19 protein-coding genes are annotated in these 13,260 nt (G+C 64.0%); 5 read left to right on the forward strand and 14 right to left on the reverse strand.

Annotation, left to right across the window (positions count from 1 at the left end):
• Positions 1-26 precede the first annotated feature (26 nt).
• Together EYV96_RS09750 and EYV96_RS09755 are read right to left on the reverse strand one after the other, a co-directional pair.
• Complete coding sequence (locus tag EYV96_RS09750; protein WP_131151220.1) at positions 27-317, reverse strand: hypothetical protein; 291 nt, start codon at positions 315-317, stop codon at positions 27-29.
• Positions 318-375: 58 nt separating this feature from the next.
• Positions 376-1,410 carry a LysR family transcriptional regulator gene (locus EYV96_RS09755; protein WP_205746123.1) on the reverse strand — a complete coding sequence of 345 codons (1,035 nt, stop codon included), beginning with the start codon at positions 1,408-1,410 and terminating at the stop codon, positions 376-378.
• Positions 1,411-1,431: 21 nt separating this feature from the next.
• Here EYV96_RS09755 and EYV96_RS09760 point away from each other — a divergent pair, with 21 nt between their 5' ends.
• Positions 1,432-1,959: a lipocalin-like domain-containing protein gene (locus tag EYV96_RS09760; protein ID WP_131151221.1), complete on the forward strand. Its 528-nt coding sequence runs from the start codon at positions 1,432-1,434 to the stop codon at positions 1,957-1,959.
• A 19-nt stretch (positions 1,960-1,978) separates the two neighbouring features.
• Here EYV96_RS09760 and EYV96_RS09765 read toward each other — a convergent pair whose 3' ends face one another.
• The 5 genes from EYV96_RS09765 to EYV96_RS09785 form a co-directional block, all read right to left on the reverse strand.
• Positions 1,979-2,965, reverse strand: a complete 987-nt coding sequence (locus EYV96_RS09765) for a phytanoyl-CoA dioxygenase family protein (protein ID WP_165488642.1) — start codon at positions 2,963-2,965, stop codon at positions 1,979-1,981.
• 115 nt (positions 2,966-3,080) lie between these two features.
• Positions 3,081-3,563, reverse strand: a complete 483-nt coding sequence (locus EYV96_RS09770; RefSeq protein WP_131151223.1) for a GFA family protein — start codon at positions 3,561-3,563, stop codon at positions 3,081-3,083.
• Between the two features lie 126 nt (positions 3,564-3,689).
• The gene (locus tag EYV96_RS09775; protein ID WP_131151224.1) at positions 3,690-4,619 is read right to left on the reverse strand and encodes an alpha/beta fold hydrolase; all 930 of its coding nucleotides are present in this window, start codon (positions 4,617-4,619) and stop codon (positions 3,690-3,692) included.
• A gap of 301 nt (positions 4,620-4,920) precedes the next feature.
• Positions 4,921-5,271, reverse strand: coding sequence for a VOC family protein (locus EYV96_RS09780; protein ID WP_131151225.1), 351 nt, complete (start codon positions 5,269-5,271; stop codon positions 4,921-4,923).
• A 69-nt stretch (positions 5,272-5,340) separates the two neighbouring features.
• The gene (locus EYV96_RS09785) at positions 5,341-6,060 is read right to left on the reverse strand and encodes a helix-turn-helix domain-containing protein (protein WP_131151226.1); all 720 of its coding nucleotides are present in this window, start codon (positions 6,058-6,060) and stop codon (positions 5,341-5,343) included.
• A gap of 142 nt (positions 6,061-6,202) precedes the next feature.
• On the opposite strand from EYV96_RS09785, the gene EYV96_RS09790 reads away from it, so the two are divergent.
• Positions 6,203-6,847 (forward strand): glutathione S-transferase family protein, encoded by a 645-nt coding sequence (locus EYV96_RS09790; RefSeq protein WP_131151227.1) that lies wholly within the window; start codon positions 6,203-6,205, stop codon positions 6,845-6,847.
• On the opposite strand, the gene EYV96_RS09795 is transcribed toward EYV96_RS09790, so the two are convergent.
• The 3 genes from EYV96_RS09795 to EYV96_RS09805 all read right to left on the reverse strand — a co-directional run bounded on the left by EYV96_RS09795 (position 6,844) and on the right by EYV96_RS09805 (position 8,112).
• Positions 6,844-7,389 (reverse strand): hypothetical protein, encoded by a 546-nt coding sequence (locus EYV96_RS09795; protein ID WP_131151228.1) that lies wholly within the window; start codon positions 7,387-7,389, stop codon positions 6,844-6,846. The genes EYV96_RS09790 and EYV96_RS09795 overlap by 4 nt on opposite strands.
• 88 nt (positions 7,390-7,477) lie before the next feature.
• On the reverse strand, positions 7,478-7,732 hold the full coding sequence (locus tag EYV96_RS09800; RefSeq protein WP_131151229.1) for a hypothetical protein: 255 nt from the start codon (positions 7,730-7,732) through the stop codon (positions 7,478-7,480).
• 35 nt (positions 7,733-7,767) lie between these two features.
• Positions 7,768-8,112: an antibiotic biosynthesis monooxygenase family protein gene (locus EYV96_RS09805; protein ID WP_131151230.1), complete on the reverse strand. Its 345-nt coding sequence runs from the start codon at positions 8,110-8,112 to the stop codon at positions 7,768-7,770.
• Positions 8,113-8,386: 274 nt separating this feature from the next.
• Between EYV96_RS09805 and nirK the strand changes: the two genes are divergently transcribed.
• The 3 genes from nirK to EYV96_RS09820 are packed head-to-tail and all read left to right on the forward strand — an operon-like array spanning position 8,387 to position 11,248.
• Positions 8,387-9,904 (forward strand): copper-containing nitrite reductase, encoded by a 1,518-nt coding sequence (nirK, locus tag EYV96_RS09810; RefSeq protein WP_131151231.1) that lies wholly within the window; start codon positions 8,387-8,389, stop codon positions 9,902-9,904.
• Positions 9,905-9,913: 9 nt separating this feature from the next.
• Complete coding sequence (locus EYV96_RS09815) at positions 9,914-10,672, forward strand: formylglycine-generating enzyme family protein (RefSeq protein ID WP_131151232.1); 759 nt, start codon at positions 9,914-9,916, stop codon at positions 10,670-10,672.
• Between the two features lie 9 nt (positions 10,673-10,681).
• Positions 10,682-11,248 carry an SCO family protein gene (locus tag EYV96_RS09820; protein WP_338068492.1) on the forward strand — a complete coding sequence of 189 codons (567 nt, stop codon included), beginning with the start codon at positions 10,682-10,684 and terminating at the stop codon, positions 11,246-11,248.
• Here the strand turns inward: EYV96_RS09820 and EYV96_RS09825 are convergent.
• The 4 genes from EYV96_RS09825 to EYV96_RS09840 all read right to left on the reverse strand — a co-directional run bounded on the left by EYV96_RS09825 (position 11,245) and on the right by EYV96_RS09840 (position 13,247).
• The gene (locus EYV96_RS09825; protein ID WP_131151233.1) at positions 11,245-11,574 is read right to left on the reverse strand and encodes a DHCW motif cupin fold protein; all 330 of its coding nucleotides are present in this window, start codon (positions 11,572-11,574) and stop codon (positions 11,245-11,247) included. The two genes, EYV96_RS09820 and EYV96_RS09825, sit on opposite strands and share 4 nt — an antisense overlap.
• 74 nt (positions 11,575-11,648) lie before the next feature.
• Positions 11,649-12,062 carry a VOC family protein gene (locus EYV96_RS09830; RefSeq protein ID WP_131151234.1) on the reverse strand — a complete coding sequence of 138 codons (414 nt, stop codon included), beginning with the start codon at positions 12,060-12,062 and terminating at the stop codon, positions 11,649-11,651.
• A gap of 99 nt (positions 12,063-12,161) precedes the next feature.
• Entirely contained in the window at positions 12,162-12,662 is a 501-nt protein-coding gene (locus EYV96_RS09835) for a hypothetical protein (protein WP_131151235.1), read from the reverse strand.
• Between the two features lie 96 nt (positions 12,663-12,758).
• Positions 12,759-13,247 (reverse strand): MarR family winged helix-turn-helix transcriptional regulator, encoded by a 489-nt coding sequence (locus EYV96_RS09840; RefSeq protein ID WP_131151236.1) that lies wholly within the window; start codon positions 13,245-13,247, stop codon positions 12,759-12,761.
• Positions 13,248-13,260: the final 13 nt, after the last annotated feature.

A 13,260-nucleotide genomic window follows, 5' to 3' on the forward strand; every position in this document is an offset into this window, starting at 1 on the left:
CTATGGCTCGAAAGCAGACATTCGAATCAACTGAACTCCTCACCTTCCCATTCCACCAACGCACCCAGCAGAGCATCCGTCTGAGCCGTAGCGAACACTTGATCCTTGCGGCGAATGTCCGCATCGGACAGGTAATGCCAGACGATTTCCGGCATGCAGCTGCTCACCGACGCCGGCGCTGCGCCTTGGAGGTAGCGCCTTAGCAACAGGCAGGCTCGTTGAATATGCGCATCGTCGCCATCGCCAGTTGATGGCCGCCGGGCGATTTCTTTAAGCGTGCTCCTCAGCTCTTCTGCTGTCGCGGGTCGAATATTCAATGGCACCCCTGCCCCCCCCCTGATCCGCTTCCCCTATCAGTCGACTACGGACGACTCGTCAAGCCTCGTCCATAAAGCCCTTCGCCAGGCCGCCCGCGCTCCCAAACCGTTGCGCGAACGCCTCCTGGAGAAACTCCACAAACCGCCGCACGCGGGGCGGCTGGAATGCGTTCGGATGGTACATGGCGTGGATGGGTGATGGCGCGGACCACGCCGGTGCGTGCACCAGCCGCAGCCTCCCGGCATCCACGTCCGCCGCCACCGCCCATAGCTGCCTGTACGCAAATCCACGCCCCAGCATGGCCCAGGTGCGTATGACTTCGCTATCGGTGCATTCGTGATAGCGGCGGACGCGTACGACATCCTCGCCGAGCTGCCACTCGTTCCGCGGGCCCGCCTGCGTGGTCAGGACCAGCGTCGGGAGATCGACCAGGTCGTCGGGCCGTTGCGGCATGCCGTGTATGTCGATGCATGCGGGCGATGCGCAGACCACGCGCCAGCTGTCGGCCAGGTGGCGCGCCACAAGATCGCTGTCGACCAGGGGGCCGACGCGAACAGCAATGTCGATGTCGTCCGGCACGAATCGCGAGAGGGAATCGGACAGTGTCAGCACCACGCGCACGTCGGGATGCTGCTCCATGAAGCGGTTGAGGATATGGACCAGCAGGTTGCGGCCGAGATCCGAGGGCGCCGAGACCCGCAGCGTTCCGCTGACCGCGTCGGTGCCGCTGCGCACGGCGCGCTCGGCCTCCTTCATGGTTTCCAGTGCAGCCCGGCAGGCGGCGATGTAGATGCGGCCCTCGTCGGTCATGCGCAGCTGTCGCGTCGTGCGCTCGAACAGGCGTGCGCCCAGCATGGACTCCACGCGCTGCACGCAGGCGCTGGCCGCGGCGGGGGACAGTCCGGCCCGACGCCCGGCGGCCGAGAGGCTGTTGAGGTCGGCGGCGTCGACCAGGAGCTGCATGTCGCTCAGGCGGTTCATGACGTCCACTCCCGAAGGGATGAGCGGGATGATCTTCAAATGCCATTTGAAGGTCAATAAAGACGGCAACTCATTATCAAACCCGACAAACGGAGCGACGATCCGTCCCACCCCACAAACCAAGGTGTCGTCATGTCATCCCTCAAACGCGCACTTCTCGCTTGCCTCATGGCCTCCGTGGCTGCCTCGCCGCTTGTGGCGGCCCAGGAGGCCAGCAGCGCTCGCATGGTTCCCAAAAACCTGGTCGGCGCCTGGGAGCTGGTCCGCTGCGACAACGTCTACCCCGATGGTCATCGCGTGGAACTCTACGGCCCCACGCCTTCGGGCTTATGGCTCATCGACGCGCAGGGGAATTACATGATGCAGATCGTGCGCGCGAAGCGCATGGCGTTCGCGGCCAATGACAAGTCCAAAGGCACGCCCGAGGAGTACCGCGCGGCATCCATGGATACCAACGCGCACTTCGGTCACATGAGCGCGGACAGCCATACCCTGCACAGCGAAATCGTGCATGCGTCGTTTCCGAACTGGGACGGACGCGTCGCCGACCAGCCTTACAGCATCAACGGCGATGAGCTCACTTACCGCGTAGCCAAGCCGTCGAGTGGAGCGGCCGAAGGGGCCTGGGGTGAAGTGGTGTGGCGGCGCGTCCGCTCATGAACCGCCCTCACCTGCTTCATCAGCTTATCCACTGCTCGGTATACGCATAGCGCGTCGGGCGGAGCGACAGGTACTGCACCACGCGCGGTCGCTGCGCGCGGTTCGGGCTGCTGCCGTGCGGCAGCAGGTGATGCCAGATGATCATGTCGCCGCGTTGCGCTGCGATCGGTGTCATCGTCAGCGTGCGCCGCGCATGATCATTGGCGCTGACACCGTCGGGAACCGTTGTCAGCCAGTCCTTGAGCGTGCGATGGAATCCCGGCACGCAGCTGAAGGCACCCTGGTCCGCGGCCACGTCGGCAAGGCACAGGATGCCTTGCAGTTCCAGCCGGTGCGGCTCGGCCAGCGTGGCATCCCAGTGCAGGTGCGGCCCCGGAAAGGGCCACTGCGTTTGTTCCGGTGGATTGAAACCCACCTGGTCGATGGTGACCCAGAGATCGTCGCGCCCCCACAGCTGCGCGTGGGCCTTGTGGATGCGCGGCGAGCGTCGGTTGGCGACGATGGCCGGATGCCGAAGCAACGGCACCCAGATGGAGTGGCCGAGCGACGCCGGATACCAGGATGCCGGATCGCCCGGATTCATCTCGAGAAATTCGTAGATGGCCGCCTCTGACGCCCGCGCCGCTTCTTCGCTGATCGCGTTGCGAAGAATGACGTAGCCATGTTCGTCCCAGTGCGCCAGATCATCCGCACTCAGGCCGTCGACGTCATCGAGGTTGCCGACTTCGGAACCGACGGCCTCACCAGCCAGCGCGCGCCGCAGGCGATCGAGGGCCGCATGCGTCACGTCACTGCCATGACGCTCGACAACCCAGGCCTCGAATTGCGCGTAATCGGGTCGTTGATGGTGCAGGTAGCGAAGGGTTTCCAGCACGTTGAGTCGCAGGCCTGCCAGCAACGTCTTTACGACATCCTGGGGGAGCCGTTCAATGGAACCCGGGAAGCACTGGGATGCCCAGTACGTACGCAATGCTTCGATACCCAGCCCTTCCCCTGCCTCGACCATGGCGCCCCTCGTCCTGACCTTTTCCCCTTCCCGTCTCCCGATAGTAGGAAGGGAAGACGGCGCGGGTCCAGCCCGGCGATTGAACGGCTGCCCGATGGACATGCCGCCGCGATGATTACGCCGGCTTCGCCATCAAGCCACGCATGATCATGCCGATCACCGCCCTCTCGCTGGGCCAGTACCCACTCACCTTTGGCAAGTCATCTTCCACATCGGCGACGCGGCTGTCGTAGAAAATGTGCTGCGTGGCGGGAGGCAAATCTTCGGGATGCTCGAACGTGCGCGAGGGAACGAAGGCGAGCCCGATCAGCGAAGCACCCGGAGTGAACGCCGCGACGGGTGAACCACATGCGGCGCAAACCCCGCGATTGAGGGCAGGAAACGCGCGATATTGGCGGAACGTCAGCTCGTTCGGCACGGACAGCGTGATGGCACCGGGCCGGAACACGACGACGTCGGCCCACGGTTGCTGGTAGAGCGACTGGCAGATCCTGCAGTGGCAAACGAAGCGCGCCACGGTCGCGCCATCGATATGGGTGCCAGATGCGCCGCATGCGCAGGCGCTTCGCTGGTGGATGGTTTTAACGATGCTGGCCATGCCCGTGCCCACCCCTTGATCAGTCCACGGCAAGGATAAGCAGAAAGCCGGGCCCGCGCCCGGCCATCTGTTGCGTCGGTCCCGCCATGGCCATGGCCGCCTTGCCCGGCAAAGCGGCTCGTGCAATCACTTCGATCCGGCGACCGGCTTGCCATCCACGAACTGCGCGACCGCAGCGATGGTCACCTCGGGCGCTTCCTCCATCAGCCAGTGCCCGGCGCCAGGCACCACGAGCTCCGTGACGTTGCTGGCGGCATGGCGCATCACGATCGCCTCGTTCGCGCCGAACGACTTCTCGCCACCGATGGCCAGCACCGGCATGGGGAGTTTGGGCGCCAAGGTCTTCTGGTTGTCCACGGCGTCCTGCCGGATCGCGCGGAACTGGGCGAACGCGTCGTGCATGGCGTCAGGGCGGGCGTAGATGGCGGCATAGTGCTGGCGCATGCCTTCGTCGAGTTTGGTCGGATCACCCGCGAACTCGTTCCAGAAGCGATCGAGATAGATGCGTTCGCGACCGGCCACCAGCCGCTCCATATCCGGGCCGCCAAAATCGAAGTGCCACAGTGCCGGGAGCCGGACGATTTGGTCCCACGGCGGGATGCCCGGCACGGGGGCGTCCATCACGATCAGGCGGACGGTCTTGTCCGGATAGCGGGCGGCATAGGCGTACGCCACCATCGTGCCGATGTCGTGGCCAACAACCACCGCGCGATCGATCCCAAGTTTGGTCAGCACAGCGCGAACGTCGGCCGCCTGGGTGCGCTTGTCGTAGCCGCTCTCCGGATGGGAAGACAAGCCCATGCCGCGCAGGTCCGGCACGATGACCGTGTGGTGGCGGGCCAGCTCGGTCGCGAGCGGCGCCCACATGTCGCCGGTATCGCCAAAGCCATGCAACAAGACGACGGCGGGGCCCTTGCCACCCACGCGCACATGAATCGTGGCGCCGTCCACCGGGATGTCCTGGACTTTGAAGGTGGTGGGAAAAGGCTGGACGCTGGCCACGACAGGAAGGCTCGCGACGGCCAGCAGACACGCAAGCAGCACTCGGCGAATCATGGATATGACTCCCAGACGGCAGGGTTGAAATGACGGAAGGTCCCCGAAGCGCCGACGAGGCACCCAGGCGCCGTCGGACGCGCTAGTTCAGGACAGGCATCGTCATGCGCGCGTGATTGAGGCGGGGACAGGCCGCGAGCGCGGCGGGACAAGGCAAGGCGGGACATGGGCATCCTCCAGTGGCGGGTAGGTGGCGCGCGCTGCGCCACTGGAGGGAGATGCTGCGCCTGGCACGCCGGGATGACGTGCCAAGGGCGCGATCAAGATGTTCGATACGGACGAACGTGTCGGCCGTGAGGCATTACTGCTCCGACCAGGCCGCCCACTCGTAGCCGTCGGGATCGGCAAAGTGAAAGCGGCGCCCGCCCGGGAAGTCGAACACCGGGCGCACCACCTTGCCCCCGGCCGCCTCGACGGCCGCCTGCGTCTGCAGGAGGTCATTGGAGTAGATCACCACCAGGGCGCCGCCGGGCCTCGCGTCGCCGTGGAAAAAACCACCCGTGAGGCGACCGTCGCGAAACTCGCAGTAGTCCGGGCCGTAGTCCTGGAAGGTCCAGCCGAAAGCGGCGCCAAAGAAGGCCTTGGCGGCATCGATCGATGCGACGGCGAATTCCAGATAATCGATGCGGTGATGGTGTTCCGGGCGTGCCATGACGATCTCCCTGTGCGTTGGAAGACTCTACGCAATCGCCACGCTCGCGTCTTGGAAAATTCGGACAGCTCACTGACCGTGCTGCGCCAGAAGCTCACTTGTCGTCAGCCCGGCCAGTTGATGCGCATCCCTCGCCAGGTGAGGCGCGTCAAAATAACCCGCGTCCAGCGCGGCTGTTGTCATGTCCGGCGAGTCACTGGCAAGGGAAAGGAATCGCTGCAACCGCAGGATCCGATCCAGCGTCTTCGGACCATAGCCGAACGCCTCCAGGCAGTGCCGCCGCAGCGAGCGCTCACTCATTCCGATCTGCGAAGCCAGATCGCCGACACGCGTCCGGCCCTGGCGCATCAGCGAGAACACCTGGCGCATGCCTGAGTCCGGTGCACCGCTGGCACAGGCACCGTACTCAACCAACACCGACTGCGGATCCTGCGCGTCGAGAAGTGCATCCACCAGACGCCCTGCTCGCGCACCCCACACATCCTGCAACGCGACCCGCTGGTTCTGGATGGCGTGGAGCGGCATGCCAAGGAAGGGAGAGCCGAAGCCGGGAGCGAGGCGTACAGCCGTGAGCGTCGTTCCTGCGGGGACGTGCGCCATGGCGGCCGTCGTGTCGGGACCGGCGACGAATACGGTGTGGCCATCCCAGATGAGGTCGATGTGGCCGTCGGGCAGGACGCGCACGGGCGCGTGATCCGCGTTTCCCTGGACGTATTCCCAGGCACACGCCATGCGGTGGCGCAGATGACCCGGCAGAGGCGTTTGGGAATATCGGGATGTGACGGTCATGTTCGAAGATCGCGGACGCCGGGCTACTGAGCTTTCCATCACACGCGTTCCGGACAATGCAGCCCGGAAAGGCATAGTCTTCCAAACCAGACCGCTTGTCCAAGCGCTGCTTCGGCTTGCCAGCTCACCCGGAGATCCACCGATGACCATCGTCATTACCGCCTTTGAACGCTCACCCGATGGCGGCAAGGGACTGGCCCGCGACACGCGTGTTCGCTGGGCGCTGGAGGAAGCTGGCCTGCCCTATGAGGTGCGGCTGGTTTCGTTCCAGGCGATGAAGGAACCCGCGCACATGGCGGTTCATCCGTTTGGCCAGATCCCGACCTTCGAGGAAGACGGGCTCGCCCTGTTCGAAACCGGCGCGATCATTTTCCACATCGCCGAGCAACATGGCGGCCTGCTGCCAGACGATGCCCATGCGCGCGCCCGCGCCATCATGTGGATGTTTGCTGCGCTCAATACGGTCGAAGTGCCTGTCCTCGACCTGACCATTGCGCGGTTCGTCGAGCACGACAAACCCTGGGCGAAGGAGCGGTTGCCCATCGTGCAGGACCGGATTCGCCAGCGACTGCGCGAGCTCGCCACGCGACTTGGCGACGGCGAATGGCTCGACGGCGCATTCAGTGCCGGTGATCTGCTGATGGTGTCGGTGCTGCTTCGGTTGCGGCCGTCGGGCATGCTGGACGAATTCCCGAACCTGGCGGCTTACGTGGCTCGCGGCGAAGCGCGGCCCGCCTACCAACGCGCCTTCGCGGCGCAGCTGGCGATCAACGCGCCGCCCGGCTAATCCATGACATGCACATGGAGCCATTGGCCCTGGCTCAGGACATAAACCGCGGCGGCCGATTCCACTGCGCCGAAATAGAACCCCACGCGCTTGCTGGTGAACCGCTCCACGCCACCGGGTTCGGGCTTGAACGCATAAGCTTCGGTATGGACGTACGTGCCCGGCGGCGCCACGTCGACGTAAAGCGACGCGATCGATCCGGACCACGCGCTCAGTTCGGCCACTTCGTAACCGGAAGCCTTGTTGAGTGCCACGACCAGGCGGGAACGGTCACCGGCGATGCCCGGCAAGAGCAGGACAAGATCAGCCCTACCGTCGCCGTCGAAGTCGGCGCTGGCAATCGACAGGCAGGCCTTGCGGTGATCACCGCTTTCCTCGTCCCGTCCCACGTCGCGATGCGTTGGCAGCCGCGCGTCGGGATAGCGCTGCGCGAGCGCGTCCTTCAATGCGGCGGGAACCATGGCGGCACAGGGATCGCTCGACGCCGGGTGAGGTGATCCCATGGCGAGGATGGCGAGCAGGAGCGATGAACCTGGATGCATGACGGCGTATTCCTGTTCACGATAAGTCGCTCTGCATGAGCGGCAAACCCATCACGTCGCATGACAAGCAAACGTCCCGGCGCCATGCCTAAGGCGCCAGCGCCAGAACGTTACCCGCCATGCCCGCGACAAGAGGTACGGCCAGTGCCGCGCAGATCGCCACCCACAGGCGAGTACGCCTCGGCATCAGGGCCAGCACGACGAGCGCCCCCACGCACGCGTACGACGTTATCGCCTTTGCCTGGCTGGCAGCATTCCACGGCTGCTCGAGAAGCGCAAAACCCAGGGCAAAGGCCAGGATCAGCAGTCGATGCCGTGGGATCAGGTTCCACTCTTTGGCCACGCCACGCTCCGTTGCATTTGCAGTGACTGCGGCGGTCAGTTGCCCTTTGGCAACGGCGCCAGGAAATCCGATACCGGCTCGAGAATGATCTCCGGCAGGCTTTCGGCAATCGCCGCTCGCAACTGTTCCCACGCCTGGGGATCGACCGATGGCCGGGCGAGCCCTTCGGCTTTGGCGGCCGCCGATGGCCATTGCGTGTAGCTGTACCAGAGGTCGTCCGGCCCGCGATGCAGGCGGGAACCGAGCGATCCGCGCTCGCTTCGAAGGAGTCCGGTAATGCGCTTCCATGCCTCGACAAAGGAGGCCTCGGAGCCGGCATGCAGGCGCCAGCGATAGATGGCACAGAACACCGCTTCGTCGACACCAGACCGGACTTCCATCGACCGTGATCCCCCATGCATGGATTGCCATTGACGTGTCCCGGGGCACGCGGGACATCCCGCTGTCACGGGAGCCAGACCAGCCATTCAATGCCTTGCAAACGGGAGGCGACCCAGGTCATTTCCCCGCGACTATACGTCCTTCGCCCTTTCATTGACGCCCCCCTAACGGCCCACTACATAGGCTCCTGAACGGCGCGCGCCGCCCGGGTCCGGGAAGGGGAATCGGGCGCACCGTGCGCCGACGCCATGCGCCACTCCAAGGGGCACTACGATGGAACTGAGGTCCGTCCTTTTCATGGCTGGCTGCGCGCTCGCGCTGGCGGCCTGTTCCGGCAAACCCGCCGACTCTTCCGTCAAAACGGCTGCCGCACCCGCGCCGGCATCGACGGCCGCGTTGCATGGTGACTTCGGACCACCGCAGGGCGAGCCGATCCATGCGGTGCTGGGCATCCCACCCAATGTGCCGCCGCCGTTGAATCGCAATTATCCGGCGAAGGTCATCGTCGATCTGGAAGTGATCGAAAAGGACATGCCGATCTCCGAAGGCGTGACCTACACCTACTGGACCTTCGGCGGCACGGTGCCGGGAAGTTTCATTCGCGTGCGCCAGGGTGACACGGTGGAGTTCCACCTGAAGAACGCGCCCGACAGCAAGATGCCGCACAACATCGACTTGCACGGCGTGACGGGCCCGGGTGGCGGTGCCGCATCGAGCTTCACCGCGCCGGGCCACGAATCGCAGTTCACCTTCAAGGCACTCAATGCCGGCGTGTTCGTCTATCACTGCGCCACGGCGCCGGTGGGCATGCACATCGCCAACGGCATGTATGGCCTGATCCTGGTCGAGCCGCCGGAAGGCTTGCCGAAGGTGGATCACGAGTACTACGTGATGCAGGGCGATTTCTACACGACCGGCAAGTACCGCGAGAAGGGCCATCAGCCGTTCGACATGGACAAGGCCATCGATGAGCGCCCGACCTATGTGCTGTTCAACGGTCACGAAGGCTCAATCACCGGTGATCATGCACTGACGGCCAAGGTGGGTGAGACCGTGCGCCTGTTCGTCGGCAACGGCGGCCCGAACCTGGTATCGAGCTTCCATGTGATCGGCGAGATCTTCGACAAGGTCTACTACGAGGGCGGCAAGCACGCCCAGGAAAACGTGCAGACCACCCTGATCCCGGCGGGCGGCGCGATCATGGCCGAGTTCCATCTCGACGTGCCCGGCAGCTACGTGCTGGTCGATCATTCGATCCTGCGCGCATTCAACAAGGGCGCGATGGGCATCCTCAAGGTCGATGGCCCGGAGAACAAGGCGATCTACTCGGGCAAGGAGGTCGACTCGGTGTACCTGGGTGATCGCGCCGAACCGAACCTCAAGGCCGTGGCCGTAGCCGCCGATGCGCATGCCAGCGGCAAGCTGAGCAAGGAAGACCAGATCGCCGCGGGCAAGCAGTTGTTCACCGGCACGTGCTCTGTGTGCCATCAGGACAACGGACAAGGCTTGCCGGGCGTGTTCCCGCCACTGGCCAAGTCCGACTACCTCGCCAAGCAGAATCGCGAACACCTGATCGGCATCCCGCTGCACGGCCTCACCGGCAAGATCAACGTCAACGGCAAGGACTACGACTCGGTGATGCCGCCGATGATGCAGCTCACCGACGACGAGGTGGCCAACATCCTGACCTATGTCCTCAACAGCTGGGACAACCCCGGCGGCCAGGTCAGCAAGGAAGAAGTGGCCAAGGTGCGGGCGCAGCCGGCCGCGGCCCCGACGGCGGAACACTGAGGATTCGCTATGTGGTTGCCGTGGGTTGTGATGATCCTGGCTTCGGTGACGACGCCGAAGCCAGGGCAGTACGTGCCGTTGCCCGGCGGTACCTTCGCCAGCGTGATTGGCGCGGATGACAAGGGCGCGCCGGCGCAAATCCGTCCATTCAAGCTGCGCACGGAGCCGGTCACCAACGCGGAGTTCCTCGCCTTCGTGATGAAGAACCCGCAGTGGCGCCGCGACCGCGTCGCCTCGGTGCTCGCCGATCGACAATACCTCTCGCAGTGGGCAAGCGCGGACAAGCTCGGCCCCGGCGCCCTGCCGCAACAGCCGGTCACGCGCGTCAGCTGGTTTGCCGCCCAGGCCTACTGTGAAAGCGAAAACGCCCGCCTGCCCAGCTGGTATGAATGGGAATACGCCGCCGCAGCGGATGCGCATCGCGAAGACGCACGCCAGGATCCTGCCTGGCGCGATGCCGTGCTCAACTGGTATAGCCGTCCATCCAATACACCTTTGCCGACCATCGGCGGCGAAGCCAACATCCATGGCGTGCGTGACATGAACGGCCTGGTGTGGGAATGGGTCGACGATTTCAACGCGCTGCTCGTCAGCGGCGACGGACGCGAACAGGACGGCGCCGACAAACTGCGCTTCTGCGGCGCGGGCGCGGCCAACCTTGAGCAGAAGGAAAACTACGCGACCCTGATGCGCGTGGCGATGCTCTCCGCCGTCAAAGCCGCCGACACCACCAACAACATGGGATTTCGTTGCGCACGCAACGACTAAGGGATCGACATGATCAAGCGACTGCTTTTCCTGCTGGCGAGCCTTCTCCTCGCCGCTCCTGTACTGGCTGACCAGAAACCCTTGCCGGGTGATTCGGTGTACCAACTCGGCATCAAACTCACCGATCAGGACGGCCATACCTGGCCGCTCGCGGAACGTCGCGGCCGCGTGCAGTTGGTCACGATGTTCTATTCGTCGTGCACGATGGTGTGCCCGATGATCATCGATACGATGAAGGCCACTCGTGCGACCTTGGATGACGCATCGAAGCAGAAACTCGACCTGCTGGCGGTGAGTTTCGACCCGGAGCGCGATACGGTCGATGCGCTGCACGCGTACATGGGCAAGCGTAAGCTCGACGCCCCACGCTGGACGCTTGCACGCGCCAAGCCACAGGACGTGCGCGCGCTCTCGGCGCTACTCGGACTGCAGTATCGCCAGCTGCCTGACGGCGAGTTCAATCACTCCAGCGAACTGATTCTGCTGGATGCGGACGGCAGGATCCTCGCCAAGACGACCGTGATTGGCAAGGTTGACCCGGCCTTTGCGGCGAAGGTCAAAGAAGCGCTGCGCTAATCGACGACAAAAAGCTTTGCGCCGGTCGCGGTGTGTGACCGGTGCGGCTCGGCATGATCGGCCACCTGGTAGCTCATGCCCGGCTTCAGCGTGAACGTGCGCCCGTCTTCGAGCTCCGTATGCAGCTCGCCTTCCAGGCACAGCAGGATATGGCCCTTCACGCACCAGTGGTCCGCCAGATAACCGGGCGAGTATTCGATCATCCTCACCCGCACATCACCAAACGTCCGGGTCCGCCAGAGGGCGAAGCCCGTATCACCCGGGTGTTGGGTCGGCGCCACGTCGGTCCAGTCCGTGGTGCCAAAGGGGATGTCGGACAACTTCAAGGTCTGCTCCTTATCGTTTGCGCGAAACGGCGTCGCGCCCGCACATCGGTACGGGCGCGACGAGCGATTGTTGCTTAGCCCTGCGGTGGGATGGCCGTCGGGTCCATCCACATCACTTCCCAGATGTGGCCATCGAGATCCTCGAAGCTGCGACCGAACATAAAGCCGAAGTCCTGCGTCGGCGTCGGGTCACCCTTGCCGCCTGCGGCAACCGCTGCATCGACCAGGCTCGAAACGGCCTCGCGGCTCTCCGCCGACAGGCACAGCAGCACCTGCGCTTCGTTGTGCGCATCGACGATCTTCTTGCTGGTGAACTGGCGCCACTTATCGTGGGTCAGCAACATCGTGAAGATCGTGTCCGAGATCACCATGCAGGCGGCGGTGTCATCGGTAAATGCCGGGTTATTCGCCGCACCGATTGCCTCATAGAACGCCTTGGAGCGCGCCAGGTCCGTCACGGGGAGGTTCACGAAAATCATCTTGGTCATGCTTTAGTCCTTTAGGAGGCAGGCCCCGGCTGAAGTGCCGTGGTTATCCATGCGACGAACGGGGCTCCGGGGAATCGACATGACGATTGCAAGCCGAATTCAACCCGGGCTCTTTTGCACGCAGCCCAGCGTATCGCCAATGACCATCTTGCCACCGCGCTCGATCTCCCAATCAACGCGAAGGCGGTTCTCCGGCATGCGCACGTAGACAAAGCGTTGCGCCGGCTTGACCTCGGGCGCCGACGTCCAGACCAGCCGGCCATCGCGCCAACCTTCGGAGCCGAAGATGCGCGCCCCACCGAAGTTGTCCATGATCACAGCGTTGTATCGCGCCGCCTTGGCGTCGTAACCCCAGGCTTCCAGCGCGTGGTAATTGGACGACGGTGACGTGTCATCGTGATGCTTCACCATGGCCTGCCCGGAGAGATCGCTTTCGAAGCGAATAACCGAATCGATGGTCTTGCCACTGGCCGGAAACACGCCGTGGCACGTCCATTGCCCGGATAAATTCGCGAAGTCCCGAAACGGCTGCTCGCCGGCCACCGCCAACGCACTGCTGCCGAACATACAAAGCCCAAGTCCCAACACGGTCAAGCGCATGGCACGGATCCTTTTGTGACTGCGCGAAGACTAAGGCGGCGGTTGGGCGAAAAAATATGCGTCGGAAGTCACTGGCACTTCTGCGGTGACAACCTGTCACCCGCCTTTGGCGCGCTCTGCCTCGATGCGCTGCGTGAAATCGACCTTTGCCAATCGCTCCTCCATCCGCCACAACGCATCGAAGAGGTCAGCATCCGCTTCTTTCATGAGCCGGCGGTACGCCGCTTCGAACACCGGCCTGACGTCGAGCAGGCGCTGCGCCTGCGCCTTGCCTTTGGTAGTGAGCCTGACGATCGTGCGTCGGCCATCCTTGGGGTCGGAACGGGTGTCGACCAGGCTGAGCGCCTTGAGCTCCTTCACCGCCTTGATGACGAACGGATGGGATTGCCGCACCGCGTTTGCAATATCCGTCACCGCCTGGGGCCCTTGCTCAAACAGCAAATGAACCGTCGAGACCAGCCGGGGCGGCACAACGATCCCGAAATCGGGAAAGGTCTCGTCGCATGCGTCGCTGAAGCGATTGGCCAGGCGGCGCAGGATATGCGGCAGGAAGATCAGGCCCTGGGATTCGATGAATTCGGTCATGGCGGTGAATCTA

The sequence above is a fragment of the Dyella terrae genome (assembly GCF_004322705.1).
In the GTDB taxonomy this organism is placed as follows: domain Bacteria; phylum Pseudomonadota; class Gammaproteobacteria; order Xanthomonadales; family Rhodanobacteraceae; genus Dyella_D; species Dyella_D terrae.

Excerpts from the sequence above, each read along its gene's own strand:
- EYV96_RS09760 (WP_131151221.1), top strand. The coding sequence starts at position 1,432 with ATGTCATCCCTCAAACGCGCACTTCTCGCTTGCCTCATGGCCTCCGTG.
- EYV96_RS09765 (WP_165488642.1), bottom strand. The coding sequence starts at position 2,965 with ATGGTCGAGGCAGGGGAAGGGCTGGGTATCGAAGCATTGCGTACGTAC.
- EYV96_RS09770 (WP_131151223.1), bottom strand. The coding sequence starts at position 3,563 with ATGGCCAGCATCGTTAAAACCATCCACCAGCGAAGCGCCTGCGCATGC.
- EYV96_RS09775 (WP_131151224.1), bottom strand. The coding sequence starts at position 4,619 with ATGATTCGCCGAGTGCTGCTTGCGTGTCTGCTGGCCGTCGCGAGCCTT.
- EYV96_RS09780 (WP_131151225.1), bottom strand. The coding sequence starts at position 5,271 with ATGGCACGCCCGGAACACCATCACCGCATCGATTATCTGGAATTCGCC.
- EYV96_RS09785 (WP_131151226.1), bottom strand. The coding sequence starts at position 6,060 with ATGACCGTCACATCCCGATATTCCCAAACGCCTCTGCCGGGTCATCTG.
- EYV96_RS09790 (WP_131151227.1), top strand. The coding sequence starts at position 6,203 with ATGACCATCGTCATTACCGCCTTTGAACGCTCACCCGATGGCGGCAAG.
- EYV96_RS09795 (WP_131151228.1), bottom strand. The coding sequence starts at position 7,389 with ATGCATCCAGGTTCATCGCTCCTGCTCGCCATCCTCGCCATGGGATCA.
- EYV96_RS09805 (WP_131151230.1), bottom strand. The coding sequence starts at position 8,112 with ATGGAAGTCCGGTCTGGTGTCGACGAAGCGGTGTTCTGTGCCATCTAT.
- nirK (WP_131151231.1), top strand. The coding sequence starts at position 8,387 with ATGGAACTGAGGTCCGTCCTTTTCATGGCTGGCTGCGCGCTCGCGCTG.
- EYV96_RS09815 (WP_131151232.1), top strand. The coding sequence starts at position 9,914 with ATGTGGTTGCCGTGGGTTGTGATGATCCTGGCTTCGGTGACGACGCCG.
- EYV96_RS09820 (WP_338068492.1), top strand. The coding sequence starts at position 10,682 with ATGATCAAGCGACTGCTTTTCCTGCTGGCGAGCCTTCTCCTCGCCGCT.
- EYV96_RS09830 (WP_131151234.1), bottom strand. The coding sequence starts at position 12,062 with ATGACCAAGATGATTTTCGTGAACCTCCCCGTGACGGACCTGGCGCGC.
- EYV96_RS09835 (WP_131151235.1), bottom strand. The coding sequence starts at position 12,662 with ATGCGCTTGACCGTGTTGGGACTTGGGCTTTGTATGTTCGGCAGCAGT.
- EYV96_RS09840 (WP_131151236.1), bottom strand. The coding sequence starts at position 13,247 with ATGACCGAATTCATCGAATCCCAGGGCCTGATCTTCCTGCCGCATATC.